We start from the raw sequence: 17841 nt of genomic DNA on the forward strand, positions 1-17841 counted from the left end.
CCTTCAGGCAAGCAGATCGGAAAAAGGCAGAAAGCGCACCGGCTGGCCCGGCTCGATGGCCGCGCCCGACGGCATGTCGATCAGACCGTCGCCCCACACGGTCGAGGTCAGCACGGCGGAGCGCTGATCGCCATGGATCACCGCCCGTCCTTGATCGTCGAGCCGGGCGCGCAGGAATTCGCGCCGACGGTCGCCGCGGTGGGCGAACGCGGCCGGCACGGTCAGCGTGCGCGGCGTCACCACGGTAGCGCCCATTGCCTTCAGCAGGAACGGCCGCACGAAGATCAGGAAAGTCACGAACGCGGACACCGGATTGCCGGGCAAGCCGATGAAATGCGCCGCGCGGCCGCCTTGCGCGGCGTTCAACTGGCCAAAGGCGAGCGGCTTGCCCGGCTTGACGGCGATGCGCCACAGATCGAGCCGGCCTTCGGCCTCGACCGCCGCCTTCACGTGATCCTCTTCGCCGACCGAGACGCCTCCGCAGGTCAGCACCAGGTCGGCGGCCAGGCCGCGGCGCAGGGCCGCGCGGGTGGCATCCAGCGCATCCTCGACGATGCCGAGGTCGTCGACCACACAACCCAACCGACGCAGCAGCGCGGCCAGCACGTAGCGATTCGAGTTGTAGATCGCGCCTGGCACCAACGGCTCGCCCGGCGAGCGCAATTCGTCGCCGGTCGAGAAGAGCGCCACGCGCAGTCGCGGCCGCACGGGCAGCGTGGCATGCCCCAGCGAGGCGGCCAGCCCGAGCGCCTGCGGGGTCAGACGGCTGCCAGCGCGCAGCACCGTGTGGCCGGCCGCGATGTCGGCGCCCCGCCGGATCACCCATTCGTCCGGGGCGGGCGCGCGTTCGAACGCGACGCCGGCCGCGTCGGCCTGCGCTTCCTCCTGCATGATCACGGCATCCGCGCCCAGTGGCAGCGGCGCGCCGGTAAAGATGCGCGCGCAGCTGCCAGGCGCGAGTGGCTGCGTGGTGCCGCCGGCCGCAATGCGCTGGCTGACCGGCAGACGGCGGCCCGGCGCGATTTCCGCGGCGCGCACCGCATAGCCGTCCATCGCGCTGCGGTCGTCACCCGGTACATCGAAGCCGGCCTGCACATCCTCCGCAAGGATGCGGCCATCCGCTTCCTCAAGGCGCACGTGCTCGACGGCTTCGGGCGGGCGGGCGCCGGCCAGCAAGGCCTCGAGCGCGGCGTCGACGGTAAGCATCGGGGAAGCGGAAGCGGTCATGGGCGAGAGGGTAATGATAAGCGGTGGTGAAAAGCGGTAATGAAAGACGCTAACGAGAAGCGGTGCCGGGAAGTGATGGCAAGAAGGAATGAACCGGAACAGCGGCAGGCGGCACGACGAAGCGGGTGCACGCGGCCGGGAGATTCGCGACAACTCACGCTATCGGCACACGTTACAGGCACACACTGTCGGCCCGTGCCTGGCCGGCACGCCCGACGCGACGCGCGAGCGAGGTCGACGGCGCCGGCGGCCAAGGCACACGCCTGCCCGAACGACCCGACGCAAAGCGAGGCTGGACGCGCCCGACGAAGCCTGGCCGTGCCGGTCCGACGTTTCGCCAGGCCCGCGCTCCGGCTCGGGTCGGATTGGGCCGGAGCGGTCACGGGCAGACCTGCTACCCGGCACGGGCGGCGCCGGCCAAGCGCTGCGCCGTGCAACCCGCCTATTCTAGCGAGGCACGGCCGGCCGCGCACCGCGTGGCGGTCGCGGCGCAGGCGGGCGCGCGCTGCGTTGCGTGGCGTTGCGTTGGAGCGGGCGTCGGGACCGCTGTGAAAGTGAAACAGCGCACGGGGCACGCACAGCGCGCCGAGGCGCAGGATGGCCGACTGTGGCGGAACGATGGCACCGGACGATGGCACCGGACGATGGCACCGGACGATGGCATCGAAGCAGGACATCGAATCGCGACCTGGCAAGCCGGGCCGCATTGCCGACCGCATTGCCGACCGCGTTGCCGATCGCATTGACCTCGCGGTGCCGCTCGCATGGCCCTCGGCGCTGAGCGCGAGCGGCGATGCGGTGGTGGCGGGCGCCGCCGTCAGTCGGCCGAGTGTTCGGCCACGAATGCCTTCACCCGCTCGGCCTCGGCCGGCACGACCGTCACGTGCTGCGGCAACGCCTCGATGCCGACGAAATCCGCGGGGCGATCCGGTTCATGACCCAGTGCCTCGCGGATCGTTTCGCCGAACTTCACCGGCTGCGCCGTCTCCAGCACGATCATCGGCACGCCCGGCTCCAGATACCGCCGGGCCACGCAGACGCCGTCGGCGGTATGTGTGTCGATCGTGGTGCGGTAACGGGCATCGACGTCGCGGATCGTGGCGATCCGGTCTGCGTGATTGCTGCGGCCGGAAACGAAGCCGTAGTGCTTGATCGCGTCGAATTCCGGCGTGCCGCCGAGGTCGAAGCCGCCCTGCGACGCGACGGCCTCGAACGCGCCTGCCACCCGGGCACTGTCCCGCTCGAACAGATCGAAGACGAAGCGTTCAAAGTTCGACGCCTTCGAGATGTCCATGCTGGGGCTGGTGGTCTGGCGCGTTTCCGCCGCGCTGCGCACGCGGTAGGCGCCAGTGCGGAAGAACTCGTCGAGCACGTCGTTCTCGTTGGTCGCGACCACCAGGCGCGCGATCGGCAGTCCCATCATGCGTGCGATGTGGCCAGCGCAGACGTTGCCGAAATTGCCGGACGGCACGGTGAACGAGACCTTCGGCATCGCCTCGAGCGGCGCCTCGGCGTGCGCCTGCCACGCGGCGTCGTCGAACGCGGCAAGGTAGCCCTTGAAGTAATAGACCACCTGCGCGACCACTCGCGCCCAATTGATCGAATTGACCGTACCGACGCGGTGACGCGCCTTGAACGCCGCGTCGTTGGAAATCGCCTTGACGATGTCCTGGCAGTCGTCGAACACGCCCTGCACCGCCAGGTTGAAGATGTTCGGATCGTCCAGGCTGTACATCTGGGCGCGCTGGAACGCGCTCATCTTGTTGTGCGGCGAGAGCATGAACACGCGCACGCCACGCTTGCCGCGCATCGCGTATTCGGCCGCGCTGCCGGTGTCTCCCGACGTGGCGCCGACGATGTTGAGCGTCGCGTGGTCGCGCGCCAGCGCATGCTCGAACAGGTTGCCGAGCAGTTGCATCGCCATGTCCTTGAAGGCGAGCGTCGGTCCGTTCGACAGTTCCAGCAGCGACAGCGTGGTGCCGCCCTCGCTGCCGAGCGTGCTGAGCGGCGTGATGTCGCTGGCCGGACCCGCGCGGCGCGTGTGACGGTACACCTCGGCGGTGTAGGTCCGCCGCGTCAGTGCCGCCAGCGTGTCGCGATCGATGTCGTCGGCGAACTTGGCCAGAATCTCGCAGGCGAGCGCAGCATAATCGAGGGTGCGGAAATGTCGCAGCTCGTCGGCCGTGATGCGCGGGTAGTCGAGCGGCATGAACAGGCCGCCGTCGGGCGCCAGGCCGCCAAGGAGGATGTCCAGGAACGAATGCGGCTGGCCGGCTGCCGCGCCACGGGTCGAGACGTATTTCACTTCTGCAATTCCTCAGAGCGCACGCGCGGCCCCTGCCGCGCGCGCCGGTTCAATCCAGGCTTTCCATGCGCAGGCGCGTCACCTTCGACACCACGGTCGGCAGCGCCTCGATCGCGGCGATGGCTTGGTCCGCCGCCGCCTCGCGCGTCAGGTGCGTCAGCAGTATCAGGTCGGTGGCGCCCTCGCCCTCGCGGGAAGCCTTCTGCAGCAACGCGTCGATCGAGATGTCGGCGTCCGCCAGCAGGCGCGTGATGTGGGCCAGCACACCGGTTTCGTCGGCGACCCGCATGCGCAGGTAGTAGCTGCTGCGCACGTCCCCGATCGGCAGGATCGGCGTGTCGCTCAGACGATCGGCCTGGAACGCCAGGTGCGGCACGCGCTGCTCCGGATCCGCGGTGTGCAGCCGGGTGACGTCGACCAGGTCGGCGACCACTGCCGAGGCGGTGGGTTCCGCGCCCGCGCCCTTGCCGTAGTAGACGGTCATGCCGACCGCGTCGGCCGACACCGCCACCGCGTTCATCGCTCCCTCGACATTGGCCAGCAGCCGGGCCGCCGGCACCAGCGTCGGATGGACGCGCAGTTCGATGCCGGCCGGCGTGCGGCGCGTCAAACCCAGCAGCTTGATCCGATAGCCGAGTTCCTCGGCGTAGCGGATGTCGACCGCTTCCAGATGACGGATGCCCTCGACGTGGGCACGCTCGAACTGCACCGGCACCCCGAACGCCAGCGCGCTCATCAGCGCGACCTTGTGGGCCGCGTCGACGCCGTCGATGTCGAAGGTCGGGTCGGCTTCCGCATAGCCGAGACGCTGCGCGTCGGCCAGCGCGCTGGCGAAGTCCACGCCGCGATCGCGCATTTCCGACAGGATGTAGTTGGTCGTGCCGTTGATGATGCCGGCGATCCAGTTGATGCGGTTTGCCGACAAGCCTTCGCGCAACGCCTTGATGATCGGGATCCCGCCGGCCACCGCCGCCTCGAACGCGACCATCACGCCGCGCTCGCTGGCTGCCTGGAAGATCTCGGTGCCGTGGACCGCGAGCAGCGCCTTGTTGGCCGTCACTACGTGCTTGCCGTTGCCGATCGCGCGCAACACGAGGTCGCGCGCCACCGTGGTGCCGCCGATGGTCTCGACCACGATGTCGAGCGACGGATCGTCGACCAGTTCACGCAGATCCTCGCCAATGCGCACGTCCCAGCCGGGCGCCGCGCCGAGCGCACCGTCGAGCTCGGCCTTGCGCGTGGCCGCGCGCGCCGGGTTGCGCACGGCAATCCGTGTAATCGCGATGCCACGGCCGGCCCGGCGGCTGATTTCTTCCTGATTGCGCGCGAGCACGGTGTACGTGCCGCCGCCGACGGTGCCGAAGCCAAGCAGGCCAACTTTGATCGCGTCCATTCGGTGAGTGAGTGCCAGATAGTTGAAGCGGAGGTGGAAATCGGTGGCCGGGCGGCCTGGGTGGCGGATATCGGCGAAACTGTCCCGCGGCGCCGGAGCGGCCGGACGGCCGGCCAACGTGGCGGCCGCCCGACCGGCTGGCGTAACGGACCGCGACGGTCCGGCCGCGTTGCCCGCGTTGCCCGCGTTGCCCGCGTTGCCCGCGTTGCCCGCGTTGCCCGCGCGACCGGCTGGCCGGCCAACGCGGCCAGCCGGTCGCATCAGGCCGTGTGTCGCTTGCGGTAGCCGTCCAGGAAGCGCGCAATGCGTTCGATCGCGATGCGCAGATCGTCCACGTTCGGCAGGAACACGACGCGGAAGTGGTCCGGATGCGGCCAGTTGAAGCCGCTGCCCTGCACCAGCAGCACCTTTTCCTGGGACAGCAGCTCCTGGATGAAGCGCTGGTCGTCGGCAATCGGATAGACGGCCGGGTCGAGCTTCGGGAACAGGTAGAGCGCGGCCTTCGCCTTCACGCAGCTCACGCCCGGAATCGCCGTCAGCATCTCGTGCGCCAGTTCACGCTGCTTGTAGAGACGGCCGCCCGGCAGGATCAGATCGTCGATGCTCTGGTAGCCGCCCAGCGCGGTCTGGATCGCGTACTGGCCCGGCACGTTCGCGCACAGCCGCATCGTCGCGAGGATGTTGAGCCCCTCGATGTAGTCCTGCGCCGGCCGCTTGTCGCCGGACACCACCATCCAGCCGGCGCGGAAGCCGCACGAACGGTAGCTCTTCGACAGGCCGTTGAAGGTGACGGTCAGCACGTCCTCGGACAGCGCCGCCAGCGACGTGTGCTTCAGACCGTCATAGACGATCTTGTCGTAGATCTCGTCGGCAAACAGGATCAGGCCGTGCTCGCGCGCGATCGCCACCATCTCGCGCAGCAGGTCGTCCGGATACAGCGCGCCGGTCGGATTGTTCGGGTTGATCACCACCAGCGCCCGCGTGTTCGGCGTGATCTTCGCGCGAATGTCGTCCAGATCCGGCAGCCAGCCGTTGCCCTCGTCGCACAGGTAGTGCACCGGCGTGCCGCCGGAAAGGCTGATCGCGGCCGTCCACAGCGGATAATCCGGCGCCGGCACCAGGACTTCGTCGCCGCTGTTGAGCAGCGCCTGCATCGCCATCACGATCAGTTCGGACGCACCGTTGCCCAGATAGATGTCGTCGATCGTCACGCCCGCAACATTCTTTTGCTGCGTGTAGTGCATGATCGCCTTGCGCGCCGAGAACACGCCCTTCGAATCCGAATAGCCGGACGAGGCAGGCAGGTTGCGGATCATGTCCTGGACGATCTCGTCCGGCGCGTCGAAGCCGAACGGCGCGAGATTGCCGATGTTCAGCTTGATGATGCGATGCCCTTCCTCTTCGAGCCGCTTGGCTTCGTCGAGCACGGGACCGCGGATGTCGTAGCAGACGTTCGCGAGCTTCTGGGATTTGAGGACGGGTTTCACGGCAGGCCAGCGGAGCGAGGGGTGGGCGGGCATCGACCGGGCGGAAGGCGGGCACAGGCGAGGCCACGGTGGACGCAGCGGCGGCAGCCCGGCGCATCAAGCGGGCCACTGCCGGCTCGTCGTGACGCGCCGGGCTGCGGGAGAAGCCAGGCGAAAGGCTATAATTTAGCGGATTTCGCCGCCTCCCGGCAAACCAAATGCGACACGGCGCCGCCCTCGTGGCGCGCGGCCGACGCCGGCCGTCCGTTGCCGTGCGCTGTTGTCCGCTGCCGCCCCCGGCCCTGTTCCTCAACCCTGCCCGCCGAGACTGCCCTTGAAACTGCACCCGGACAGCGACCCGTCCCTGAACACCGTGACCGCCTACGACGACGACCATGTCGACGTGAACAAGGTGCGCTTCACGCACAGCGTGATCGTGACGCCCGACGCGCCGGTGCGCGCGTGGCAGGTCGACGCGTTCGAGACGCTCAGCGAGGCCAGCTTCGAGGCACTGGCGGAACTGGCGCCCGAAGTGGTGCTGCTCGGTACCGGCCGGCGGCAGCGTTTCGTGCATCCGCGGCTGGTTGCCGCACTGGCGGCGCGCCGCATCGGCGTCGAGGCGATGGACTCCGGCGCCGCCTGCCGGACCTACAACATCCTGATGGGCGAGGGACGCCGCGTCGCACTCGCGCTATTGATCGAGTCGGCACGGTAGAATGCGGCCCGCGCCGGCTCGCCGCTCCTGGCTTGTCGGCCCACAACCGTTCGTCGACCTATCTACCCCCACCGGCTCATGAGACAGGACACCCGGCCCTTGTTGTCGCGCGGCGCGCTTCTCCTTCTGATCGCGCTGTTCGCCCTGCTCTGGTTCGCGCAACTCAATATTCGTCACCTGATCGCCAGCGACGAAGGACGCTACGCCGAGATGGCGCGCGAGATGCTGCTGAGCGGCGACTGGCTCACGCCTCGCTACAACGGCTACAAGTATTTCGAGAAGCCGCCGCTGCAGACCTGGCTGAACGCGGCGACCTTCGCCGCCTTCGGCATCGGCGACTGGCAGGCGCGGCTGTACACCGCGCTGTGCGGCTTCGGCGGCGTGCTGGTGGTCGGCTTCGCCGGCGCGCGCGTGTTCAACCCGCTCTCCGGGCTGGCCGCCGCGTTGATCCTTGCGACGTCGCCCTACTGGAACCTGATGGGGCACTTCAACACCCTCGACATGGGCCTGGCGTTCATGATGACGGTGACGCTTGCGACGCTCCTGCTGGGCCAGCGTCCGGGACTGAGCGATCGGGCGGCGCGGGGCTGGATGTGGCTGTGCTGGGCGTCGATGGGTCTGGCAGTGCTCAGCAAGGGACTGATCGGACTGGTTCTGCCCGGCGCCGTGCTGGTCATCTATTCGCTGGTGGCGCGCGACGGCGCGGTGTGGCGGCGGCTCTACCTGTTCAGCGGTCTGCTGGTCTTTCTGCTGGTCACCGCGCCCTGGTTCATCGCGGTCCAGCACGCCAACCCCGAGTTCTTCGACTTCTTCTTCATCAACGAACACTTCAGGCGCTTCCTGACCACCGAGCACCATCGCACCGGCGCGCCGTGGTTCTTCGTGCCGGTGCTGTTGGTCGGGTTCCTGCCGTGGTTGTCGATCGTGCCGCAAAGCCTGCGGCAGGCGCTGGCGATGCCGCGCCAGGCCAACCGCTTCTCGCCGGTGCTGCTGCTGATCGTCTGGACGGTCTTCATCTTCCTGTTCTTCAGCATTTCGAAATCGAAGCTGATTTCCTACGTGCTGCCGGTCGCGCCGTCGATCGCGCTGTTGCTCGGGCTGTTCCTGCCGATGATGACGCGCACGCAATGGAAGCGTCACCTGGCGGTCTACGCGCTGGTGCTGGTGGTGGGCATGTTCGCGGCGATGTTCCTGGCCGGCATGGGCGACGCGCGCACGCCGAACGCGCTGTATCGCAGCTACCAGGCCTGGGTCTATGTCGCACTGGCGATCGGTCTGGCGGGCCTCGGCCTGGCCGCGCTCATTGCACGGCGCAATCCGCAGGAGCCGCCGCGGCGCGCGATCTTCGTCTATGGCGCCACCTGGTTCGTGCTGGTCAGCGTGGCCGGCAACGCGCATGAAATCTTCGGACGGCAAAGCGCCGGCGTCGACCTCGTGGCGCCGGTGCGCGCCACGCTGGCGACGATGCCGCCCGACGTGCCGTTCTATTCGGTCAACGTGCTGGATCACACGATGCCGTTCTATCTCGGCCGCACGATGACGATGGTGCAGCACCCCGACGAACTGGCATTCGGCGTGCGTCAGGAACCGCAGAAGTGGCTGCCGACCATCGACGCCTGGGTGGCGCGCTGGCGGGCGCTGCCGCAGGGCATGGCGTTGCTGCCGCCCTACCTGTTCGACCAGATGAGCGCCGCCGGCGTGCCGATGCGCGTCGTCGCGCGCGACAGCCGGCGCGTGATCGTGGCGCGGCACTGACCCGCCTGCCAGCCCACCCGACCGGCCTTATGCGCGGCTGATGCCGCGCGAGCGCAATCAAACCATGAATGGCGTAACCTTCGTCCTGATCCTCTCCGGCGTGATGCTCAACGCCGTCGCGCAGTTGCTGCTCAAGGCGGGCGTGAACGCGATCGGGCGTTTCGGCTATGGCGCCGACGAGCTGTGGGGCGCCGCGCTCAAGCTGGCCGTGCAATGGCCGATCCTGGGCGGCCTCGCCTGCTACGCGGTAAGCCTGGTGCTGTGGATCGTGGCGCTGTCGCGCGTCGATGTTTCGCTGGCCTATCCGATGCTTTCGCTCGGCTACGTGGTCAACGCCTTCGTTGCCTGGTACTGGTTCGGCGAAGTGATGACCATCCCGAGGCTGGTCGGCATCGGTATCATCCTGATCGGGGTCCTCGTGCTGTCGCGCGGCTAGCCGCGCGGCGGTGCACCCGGTCCCCGCTGCCCCTGCCTCGCTCCACCCGGTCAACCGGCCCCTCGTCCAATCCGTTTCGTTCCGATGAGCTCGCTCCCCTTCATTCCGTTTACGCGTCCCGAAATCGACGAAGCCACCATCGCCGGCGTGGTCGAGGTGCTGCGCTCCGGCTGGATCACCACCGGCCCGCAGAACCAGCGCTTCGAGGCCGAGCTGTCGGCCTACTTCGGCGGGCGCCCGGTGCGCACGTTCAACTCGGGCACCGCCACGCTCGAGATCGCGCTGCGCATTGCCGGCGTCGGCGCGGGCGACGAGGTGATCACCACGCCGCTGAGCTGGGTGTCGACCGCCAACGTGATCCTGGAGGTGGGCGCGACGCCGGTGTTCGTCGACATCGACCCGGTCACGCGCAACCTCGACCTGGCCCAACTCGAAGCCGCGATCACGCCGCGCACCCGCGCGCTGCTGCCGGTTTACCTGGCCGGTCTGCCAGTCGACATGGACCGGCTGTATGCGATCGCCGCACGGCACGGCCTGCGGGTGGTCGAGGACGCGGCGCAGGCGATGGGCGCGACGTGGGGCGGCCGCCGCATCGGCGCGCTCGGCGATCTGGTCTCGTTCAGCTTTCATGCGAACAAGAACCTCACGTCGATCGAAGGCGGCGCGCTCGTCTTCAATACCGAGGACGAAGCCCGGCTGGCGGAGAAGTACCGCTTGCAGGGCGTGACCCGGCATGGCGTCGACGGCATGGAAGTGGACGTGCTCGGCGGCAAGTACAACCTGACCGACGTCGCCGCGCGCGTCGGACTTGGGCAGTTGCCGCATCTGGCGCGCTTCACCGAACGCCGCCGCGCGCTTGCGCGCCGCTATCTGGACCGCCTGGCCGGCGGCGCGGCGGTCCGCGCCGGCGTGCAACTGCCGACCGCGGACTTCGAGAACAGCAACTGGCACATGTTCCAGGTGGTCCTGCCCGCGGGCGTCGAACGGGCCAGCATCATGACCCGACTGAAGACGCAGCAGATCGGCAGCGGTGTGCACTACCCGCCGATCCACCTGTTCCAACTCTATCGCGCGCGCGGTTTCGGCCCCGGCATGTTCCCGCACGCCGAGCGCGTCGGCGCTTCGATTCTCACCCTGCCACTCTTCACGACGCTCGCCGACGCCGACGTCGATCGCATCGTCGCGGCGCTCGACGCCTGTTTCGCTTGAGCACCCGATCCCGTTCCCCCGCCTCCACCTGCCGATGAGCCAGCCACAACTCTCCATCGTCATTCCCGTCTACAACGAGGCCGACGGTCTGGCCGCCCTGTTCGCGCGCCTGTACCCAGCACTCGATGCCCTCGGCTTGCCGTACGAGGCGATCTTCGTCAACGACGGCAGCCGCGACCGCTCGGCGGAACTGCTTGCCGACCAGTTCCGCGCCCGCCCCGACGTCACCCGCGTGGTGCTGCTCAACGGCAACTACGGTCAGCACATGGCGATCCTTGCCGGTTTCGAGGCGAGCCGCGGCGAGATGGTCGTGACGCTCGACGCCGACCTGCAGAATCCGCCCGAGGAGATCGGCCGGCTGGTCGAGACCATGCGCGCCGGGCACGACTACGTCGGCACCATCCGTCGCCGGCGGCAGGATTCGCTGTGGCGCCGCAAGGCGTCGCTGGCCAACAACCGCCTGCGCGAGCGCATCACGCGGATCCGCATGACCGACCAGGGCTGCATGCTGCGCGCGTACAGCCGGCGCATCGTCGAAACGATCAATCGGTGCGGCGAGGTCAACACCTTCATCCCGGCGTTGGCCTACACTTTCGCGCAGAACCCGACCGAGATCGAAGTCGGCCACGAGGAACGGCACGCGGGCGAGTCGAAGTATTCGCTGTACAGCCTGCTGCGGCTCAACTTCGACCTGGTGACCGGCTTTTCGGTGGTACCGCTGCAATGGCTGTCGTTCGTCGGCGTGCTGCTCTCGGCCGGTTCGGCGGGACTGTTCCTGCTGCTGATCGTGCGCCGTTTCATCGTCGGCGCCGAGGTGCAGGGCGTGTTCACGTTGTTCGCTATCACCTTCTTCCTGCTCGGCGTGATCGTGTTTTCGCTGGGTCTGCTCGGCGAGTACATCGGCCGCATCTATCAACAGGTGCGCGCGAGACCGCGCTACCTCGTGCAGACGGTGCTCGAACGCGAAGGCTGGTCCGGCCAGCGCCACACGACGGGCGGCGTCCATTCGGATGGCGTCTGGCCGTCGGCGACGGCCAGTGCAGTCGATGCGGTCAGTGCGGGCGGAGCGGGTGCGAGCGTCGCGCCCGCTGCCGCTACTCCTGCCCCTGCCGCTACTCCTGCCCCTGCCGCTGCTCCTGCCGCCGCGGCCGCGCCTGCCGGTGCGCCGCGCGCGGCCGACGCCGGCAAGGCCGACGGCGCGGAGCCGCTGCTGTGACGCGGCGCGCCGTCGTCTTCGCTTATCACAACGTTGGCGCGCGCTGCCTGCGCGTGCTGCTCGCCGGTGGTGTCGAGGTCGCCCTGGTGGTGACGCACGAGGACGATCCGAACGAGACGATCTGGTTCGACAGCGTCGCCACCGTGGCCGCGGAACATGGCATCGAGACCATTACGCCCGGGCCGGCGGAAGTCGCGTCGCTCGAACAGCGCGTCGCGGCGCTGGCCCCGGACTTCGTGTTCTCGTTCTACTACCGGCTGATGCTGCCGACGCGCCTGCTGGGTCTGGCGCCGCGCGGCGCGTTCAATATGCATGGCTCGCTGCTGCCGCGCTACCGCGGTCGCGCACCGGTGAACTGGGCCGTGCTGCACGGCGAAGGCGAAACCGGCGCGACGCTGCACGAGATGGTCGAAAAACCGGATGCGGGCGCGATCGTCGCGCAGACGGCGGTGCCGATCCTGCCGGACGACACCGCGCATCAGGTTTTCGAGAAGGTGACCGTCGCGGCCGAGATCACGCTGTGGCGCGCGCTGCCGGGCCTGCTCGACGGCAGTGCGCCGCGCCTGCCGAACGATCTCGCCGCGGGCAGCTACTTCGGCGGCCGCCGCCCGGACGACGGCCGTCTCGATTTCAGCCAGAGCGCGCAGCGGGTCTACGATCTGATTCGCGCGGTCGCCCCGCCCTATCCGGGCGCGTTCGCCGATATCGCAACCTCGGCGGGCGTGCGGCGGGTGATCGTCGCGCGGGCGCGCCTGACGCCGCTGCCCCCTGCGCTCGCCGGCCGGACGGATTTGCCGGCTGGCTTCCTGCTAGTGGATAATGCGCTCCTTGCCGTCTGCGGCGACGGCCGGGCCATCGCGATCCACGAGCTGCGCACGCCCGACGGCGAGCGCATCGACCGCGACGCCGCCCACGCCCTGTTTCCCTCCTTCCGCACATGAACAAGAAAGTTCTCATCCTCGGCGTCAACGGCTTCATCGGCCACCATCTGTCGAAGCGCATCCTCGAGACCACCGATTGGGAGGTCTACGGCATGGACATGCAGACCAATCGGATCGGCGACCTGCTCGCGCACGAGCGCATGCATTTCTTCGAGGGCGACATCACGATCAACAAGGAGTGGGTCGAATACCACGTCCGCAAATGCGACGTGATCCTGCCGCTGGTCGCCATCGCCACCCCGGCAACCTACGTGCAGCAGCCGCTCAAGGTCTTCGAACTGGACTTCGAGGCCAACCTGCCGATCGTGCGGTCGGCGGTCAAGTACCGCAAGCACCTGGTGTTTCCGTCGACCTCCGAGGTCTACGGCATGTGCGCCGACGAGCAGTTCGACCCGGACGCCTCGCCGCTGGTCTATGGCCCGATCAACAAGCCGCGCTGGATCTATGCGTGCTCGAAGCAGCTGATGGACCGCGTGATCTGGGGCTACGGCATGGAAGGGCTGAACTTCACGCTGTTCCGCCCGTTCAACTGGATCGGGCCCGGCCTCGATTCGATTCATACGCCGAAGGAAGGCAGCTCGCGCGTGGTCACGCAGTTCCTCGGTCACATCGTGCGTGGCGAGAACATCAATCTGGTCGACGGCGGCATGCAGAAGCGCGCGTTCACCGCGGTGGACGACGGCATCAGCGCGCTGATGAAGATCATCGCCAACGAGAACGGCGTGGCAAGCGGGAAGATCTACAACATCGGCAACCCGGGCAACAACTTTTCGGTGCGCGAATTGGCGAACATGATGCTCACGCTGGCCGCCGAATATCCCGAGTACCGCGACAACGCGAAGAAGGTGCAGCTGATCGAGACGTCCTCGCAGGCCTACTACGGCGCCGGTTACCAGGACGTGCAGAATCGCGTGCCGAAAATCGACAACACCTGCGACGAACTGACGTGGCGGCCGACGACCGGCATGGACCAGACGCTGCGCACGATCTTCGAGGCCTATCGTTCGCAGGTCGCCGAAGCGCGCGCCCTCGTCGAAGCCGAGCACGACTGACGCCGGCACGATGGCGCGCATCGTCCTCAAGATCGACGTCGACACGCTGCGCGGCACCCGCGAAGGCGTGCCGAACCTCGCGCGCCTGCTCGAACGCGCGCAGGCCAACGCAACCTTCCTGTTCAGCCTCGGCCCGGACCATACTGGCTGGGCGCTGCGGCGGGTGTTCCGGCCAGGCTTCCTGAAAAAGGTGTCGCGCACGTCGGTCGTCGAACACTATGGCATCCGCACGCTGCTCTACGGCACACTGTTGCCCGGCCCGGACATCGGCCGCCGCGCGGCGGCGGAGATGCAGGCCATTGCCCATGCCGGCTTCGAGACGGGCATCCATACCTGGGATCACGTCTACTGGCAGGACAACGTCCGGCACCGCGACCGTGCCTGGACCGAACGTCAGCTCGACCTGGCGCACGCGCGCTTCCGCGAGGTATTCGGCGCTTCGCCGGCAACCTACGGCGCGGCGGGCTGGCAAGGCAATGCGTACGCGCTGCAGAAGCTCGACGCGTGGGGCATGCGCTACGCGTCGGACGGGCGCGGGCGCGGACCCTACCGGCCGATCGTCGCCGGCCGGACGCTCCAGCACGTGCAGATGCCCACCACGCTGCCAACCTTCGACGAGGTATTGGGCGTCGACGGCGTCGATGCGAGCAACGTCGAGCGGCGCCTGCTCGCGCTCACCGAGGCAGACCGCGACCAGGTCTTCACGCTGCATGCGGAACTGGAGGGACAGAAGCTCGCTCCCGCCTTCTCCCGCCTGCTCGACGGTTGGCGCGCGCAGGGTCACCAGCTGGTCTCGATGGGCGACTATCACGCCACGCTGGACCTCGCCGCGCTGCCCGCGTACTCTTTTGCCTGGGGTGAGATTCCGGGCCGGGCCGGCGAACTGATCGTCCAGCCCTGAGCATCGCTCCCGCCGCCACGCCGCCGCGGTCCGCCCGGGCCGGAGGGGCATGCGGCGATCCGGCTCCCAAGGAGAATCGTTACCGATGCCCATTGCCGTCGACAGTCAGGCGCCCGATTTCACCGCACCGGCAACCGGAGGAGCATTCTCGCTCTCCCAGCTGCGGGGACGCCAGGTGGTGCTCTATTTCTATCCAAAGGACAACACACCGGGTTGCACGACCGAAAGCCTGGCTTTCCGCGACCTGAACCCGCAGTTCGATGCGGCCGGCGCGACCATCGTCGGCGTATCGCGCGACAGCGTCCGCTCGCACGACAACTTCAAGGCGAAGCTCGAACTGCCGTTCACGCTGGTATCCGACGCCGACGAAGCCGTGTGCCTGGCGTACGACGTGATCCGCAAGAAGAAGATGTATGGCAAGGAAGTGCGCGGCATCGAGCGCACCACTTTCCTGATCGACCCGGACGGCATCGTGCGCGAGGCCTGGCGCGGCGTAAAGGTGCCGGGCCACGTCGACGACGTGCTGGCGGCTGTACAAGCCCGGGCGGTGGCGATATAGTCGATCGCAATGATTGCGATCCCCGGCGCGTCCCTGTTGCGGTCTTCCTCGAGCTGCCCGACTGGCCCATCCGGCCATTCGGTGCGGGGTGGCCCCATGGGCTCCGCGGCCTCCGTTGCCCCCGCTGCCCCTATTGCCCCTATTGCCCCTGTAGCCTTACGGCCGCATCGTCGGTGCCGGCCACGGTCGCCGGCCCGTCGCCGCCTCGGTGCGCCGCGCCACGCCGCCGCAGCGCGCCACTGCATCACACCGTCGCGTCATGCTTTTGCTTCACTGCAGGGCCTGTCACGGCCACTGCGGGGCAGACCGGTGACGGCAGCAGCGACCGCGCCGATGCGCGTTGCCTTCAGCCAGTCATCGTTCAGCCAGTCCCTATGCAAGCTGTGTGGCTGCCGCCGGCTGCGTCCGACCACGACACGCCGCATCCCAACAGTCACTCGTTCCCAATCCCCGACCACCTGCCGGATGACCGGTCGCGAGCCGCGCGGCCACGGGGCAAGCCAATCGCCGCCCCACTTCCGGCTGAGGAGACTCCATGCCTTTACCGACTCCGCCCAGCAAGCTGGGCGCGTTGCTTTCGCCGGATGAATATCCGACTCAACTGCGTGCGCGACGCAGCACGCGCAAGACGCGTGGCGGCGTGCCGGAAGCCGCGGCCGTCGAGGACGCATCCGCCGGCGTCAGTCTGACGCTGCCGCTGCCGACCGCGGCCGCCGAGCGTACCGGCCTCGAAGTACCGGCCGTGGCACCCGATATCGCGCCGCCGCAGCCGCGCCGCGCCCGTCGCGGGCAGCGCGCGGACAGCGACGCGGTCACGGCGTCGGCCTCGCTGCCGTACGACGCGACGGCCGCGTCGGACGTCTCGCGTGTCGACGAAGCCGTCGAAGTGCCGGAAACGACCGCCTATCCGCCCGCCCTTGATTCGAGCCACACGGCCAGCCACACGGCGAACGACGCGGCGGGCCACGCGGCCACGGCGCCAGCGCGCGAGTCGCGTGAAGGGCGCGAGGCGCGTCGCGCTAACGCCCGCGCAACCGCGCGAGCCAGGCCGGCCACGCCGCTGCCGCAGACGCCGCCGACGCAGCAAACGACATCGGCCCACGACCGCGAGGCCCCGCTCGGCACCGAGACGCCGATCACCGCGCGCGGCGCGGACCTCGACGCCCCGGGTGTCGACACGCCACTGCTGCTCACCGACACGGCTCCGAAGGGTCGCCGCCGCGGCCAGGACGCCGCGCCACGGGCCGAGCAGGCAACCCGCAAGCTGTTCGTGCTGGACACGAATGTCCTGCTGCACGACCCGAGCAGCCTGTTCCGCTTCGAGGAACACGACGTCTATCTGCCGATGATGACGCTCGAGGAACTCGACAACAACAAGAAGGGCATGTCCGAGGTGGCGCGCAACGCGCGCCAGGTCAGCCGCTCGCTGGACGCGCTGGTGGCCGCCGACGGCGGCAACATGGCCGATGGCATCGCGTTGTCGTGCCTTGGCAATCGCGACGCGCGCGGCAAGCTGTTCTTCCAGACCTCGCTCAACGACATCGAGGCCGTGGTCGGCCTGCCCGAAGGCAAGGCCGACAACCAGATCCTGGGCGTCGTGCGTTCGCTGCAGCGCGCCCGTCCGGACCGCTCGGTCGCGCTGGTGTCGAAAGACATCAACATGCGCATCAAGGCCCATGCGCTCGGGCTGCGTGCGGAGGACTACCGCAACGACCAGGTCCTCGAGGACAACGACCTGCTCTACACCGGTGTGATGCCGCTGCCGCGCGACTTCTGGCATCGTCATGCCAAGGGCATGGAAAGCTGGAAGGACGCGCGCACCGGCTCGACGTTCTACCGTCTGAGCGGTCCGCAGGTTGGCGCGATGCTGGTCAACCAGTTCGTCTACCTCGAACCCAACGACGGCGAGCCGTCGTTCCACGGCGTGGTGCGCGAAATCAACGGCCGCACCGCGGTGCTGCAGACGCTGCGCGATTACGGCCACAACCGCAACAACGTCTGGGGCGTCACCGCGCGCAATCGCGAACAGAACTTCGCGATGAACCTGTTGATGGACCCCGAGATCGACTTCGTCACGCTGATCGGCCAAGCCGGCACCGGCAAGACGCTGCTCGCGCTGGCCGCGGGACTGGCCCAGGTGCTCGACGAGAAGCGCTATAACGAGATCATCGTCACCCGCGCGACCGTGCCGGTCGGCGAGGACATCGGCTTCCTGCCCGGCACCGAGGAAGAGAAGATGCAGCCGTGGATGGGCGCGTTCGACGACAACCTCGAAGTGCTGCAGAAGTCGGACGACTCGGCCGGCGACTGGGGCCGTGCCGCGACGCAGGACCTAATCCGTTCGCGGCTGAAGGTGAAGAGCATGAACTTCATGCGCGGACGGACCTTCGTCGAAAAGTACGTGATCATCGACGAGGCGCAGAACCTGACGCCGAAGCAGATGAAGACGCTGGTGACGCGGGCCGGTCCGGGCACCAAACTGATCTGCCTGGGCAATCTGGCACAGATCGATACGCCGTACCTGACCGAAGGCAGCTCCGGCCTTACCTACGTCGTCGACCGCTTCAAGGGTTGGCGCCACGGCGGCAACGTGATGCTGGCGCGCGGCGAGCGCTCGCGGCTTGCCGATCACGCCACCGAGGTGCTGTAGGCGCGCAAGCGCCGCG

The 17841-nt window shown here is 68.3% G+C and carries 13 protein-coding genes and 1 pseudogene; 10 read left to right on the plus strand and 4 right to left on the minus strand.

The window, feature by feature from the left end; all coding sequences use genetic code 11:
- Window positions 1-3 precede the first annotated feature (3 nt).
- The 4 genes from BLU54_RS06270 to BLU54_RS06285 form a co-directional block, all read right to left on the minus strand.
- Window positions 4-1206 (minus strand): molybdopterin molybdotransferase MoeA, encoded by a 1203-nt coding sequence (locus tag BLU54_RS06270; RefSeq protein ID WP_091906169.1) that lies wholly within the window; start codon window positions 1204-1206, stop codon window positions 4-6.
- A gap of 838 nt (window positions 1207-2044) precedes the next feature.
- Window positions 2045-3532 (minus strand): threonine synthase, encoded by a 1488-nt coding sequence (thrC, locus tag BLU54_RS06275; protein ID WP_091906172.1) that lies wholly within the window; start codon window positions 3530-3532, stop codon window positions 2045-2047.
- Window positions 3533-3581: 49 nt separating this feature from the next.
- Window positions 3582-4925, minus strand: coding sequence for a homoserine dehydrogenase (locus tag BLU54_RS06280; protein WP_091906646.1), 1344 nt, complete (start codon window positions 4923-4925; stop codon window positions 3582-3584).
- Between the two features lie 260 nt (window positions 4926-5185).
- The gene (locus BLU54_RS06285; protein WP_091906174.1) at window positions 5186-6445 is read right to left on the minus strand and encodes a pyridoxal phosphate-dependent aminotransferase; all 1260 of its coding nucleotides are present in this window, start codon (window positions 6443-6445) and stop codon (window positions 5186-5188) included.
- A gap of 280 nt (window positions 6446-6725) precedes the next feature.
- Here BLU54_RS06285 and BLU54_RS06290 point away from each other — a divergent pair, with 280 nt between their 5' ends.
- From BLU54_RS06290 to BLU54_RS06335, 10 genes and pseudogenes are all read left to right on the plus strand, one after another.
- Window positions 6726-7106: an Mth938-like domain-containing protein gene (locus tag BLU54_RS06290; protein WP_091906177.1), complete on the plus strand. Its 381-nt coding sequence runs from the start codon at window positions 6726-6728 to the stop codon at window positions 7104-7106.
- A 78-nt stretch (window positions 7107-7184) separates the two neighbouring features.
- On the plus strand, window positions 7185-8861 hold the full coding sequence (locus BLU54_RS06295; protein WP_091906178.1) for a glycosyltransferase family 39 protein: 1677 nt from the start codon (window positions 7185-7187) through the stop codon (window positions 8859-8861).
- A 64-nt stretch (window positions 8862-8925) separates the two neighbouring features.
- The gene (locus tag BLU54_RS06300; RefSeq protein WP_091906649.1) at window positions 8926-9297 is read left to right on the plus strand and encodes a DMT family transporter; all 372 of its coding nucleotides are present in this window, start codon (window positions 8926-8928) and stop codon (window positions 9295-9297) included.
- An 84-nt stretch (window positions 9298-9381) separates the two neighbouring features.
- Window positions 9382-10506, plus strand: coding sequence for a DegT/DnrJ/EryC1/StrS family aminotransferase (locus BLU54_RS06305; RefSeq protein ID WP_091906179.1), 1125 nt, complete (start codon window positions 9382-9384; stop codon window positions 10504-10506).
- Window positions 10507-10540: 34 nt separating this feature from the next.
- A pseudogene (locus BLU54_RS06310) lies at window positions 10541-11485 on the plus strand (glycosyltransferase); the annotation flags it as partial.
- Window positions 11486-11718: 233 nt separating this feature from the next.
- Entirely contained in the window at window positions 11719-12663 is a 945-nt protein-coding gene (locus tag BLU54_RS06315) for a formyltransferase (RefSeq protein WP_091906180.1), read from the plus strand.
- Window positions 12660-13715 carry a bifunctional UDP-4-keto-pentose/UDP-xylose synthase gene (locus BLU54_RS06320; protein ID WP_091906181.1) on the plus strand — a complete coding sequence of 352 codons (1056 nt, stop codon included), beginning with the start codon at window positions 12660-12662 and terminating at the stop codon, window positions 13713-13715. Before BLU54_RS06315 ends, BLU54_RS06320 begins: the two co-directional genes overlap by 4 nt.
- Window positions 13716-13725: 10 nt before the next feature.
- Window positions 13726-14616, plus strand: coding sequence for a polysaccharide deacetylase family protein (locus BLU54_RS06325; protein WP_091906182.1), 891 nt, complete (start codon window positions 13726-13728; stop codon window positions 14614-14616).
- Between the two features lie 85 nt (window positions 14617-14701).
- The gene (locus tag BLU54_RS06330; RefSeq protein ID WP_091906183.1) at window positions 14702-15175 is read left to right on the plus strand and encodes a peroxiredoxin; all 474 of its coding nucleotides are present in this window, start codon (window positions 14702-14704) and stop codon (window positions 15173-15175) included.
- 535 nt (window positions 15176-15710) lie between these two features.
- A complete protein-coding gene (locus BLU54_RS06335; protein ID WP_235837818.1) occupies window positions 15711-17825 on the plus strand; it encodes a PhoH family protein in 2115 nt (704 codons plus the stop codon).
- Window positions 17826-17841 lie beyond the last annotated feature (16 nt).

It is taken from the genome of Chitinasiproducens palmae (genome assembly GCF_900095735.1).
In the GTDB taxonomy this organism is placed as follows: domain Bacteria; phylum Pseudomonadota; class Gammaproteobacteria; order Burkholderiales; family Burkholderiaceae; genus Chitinasiproducens; species Chitinasiproducens palmae.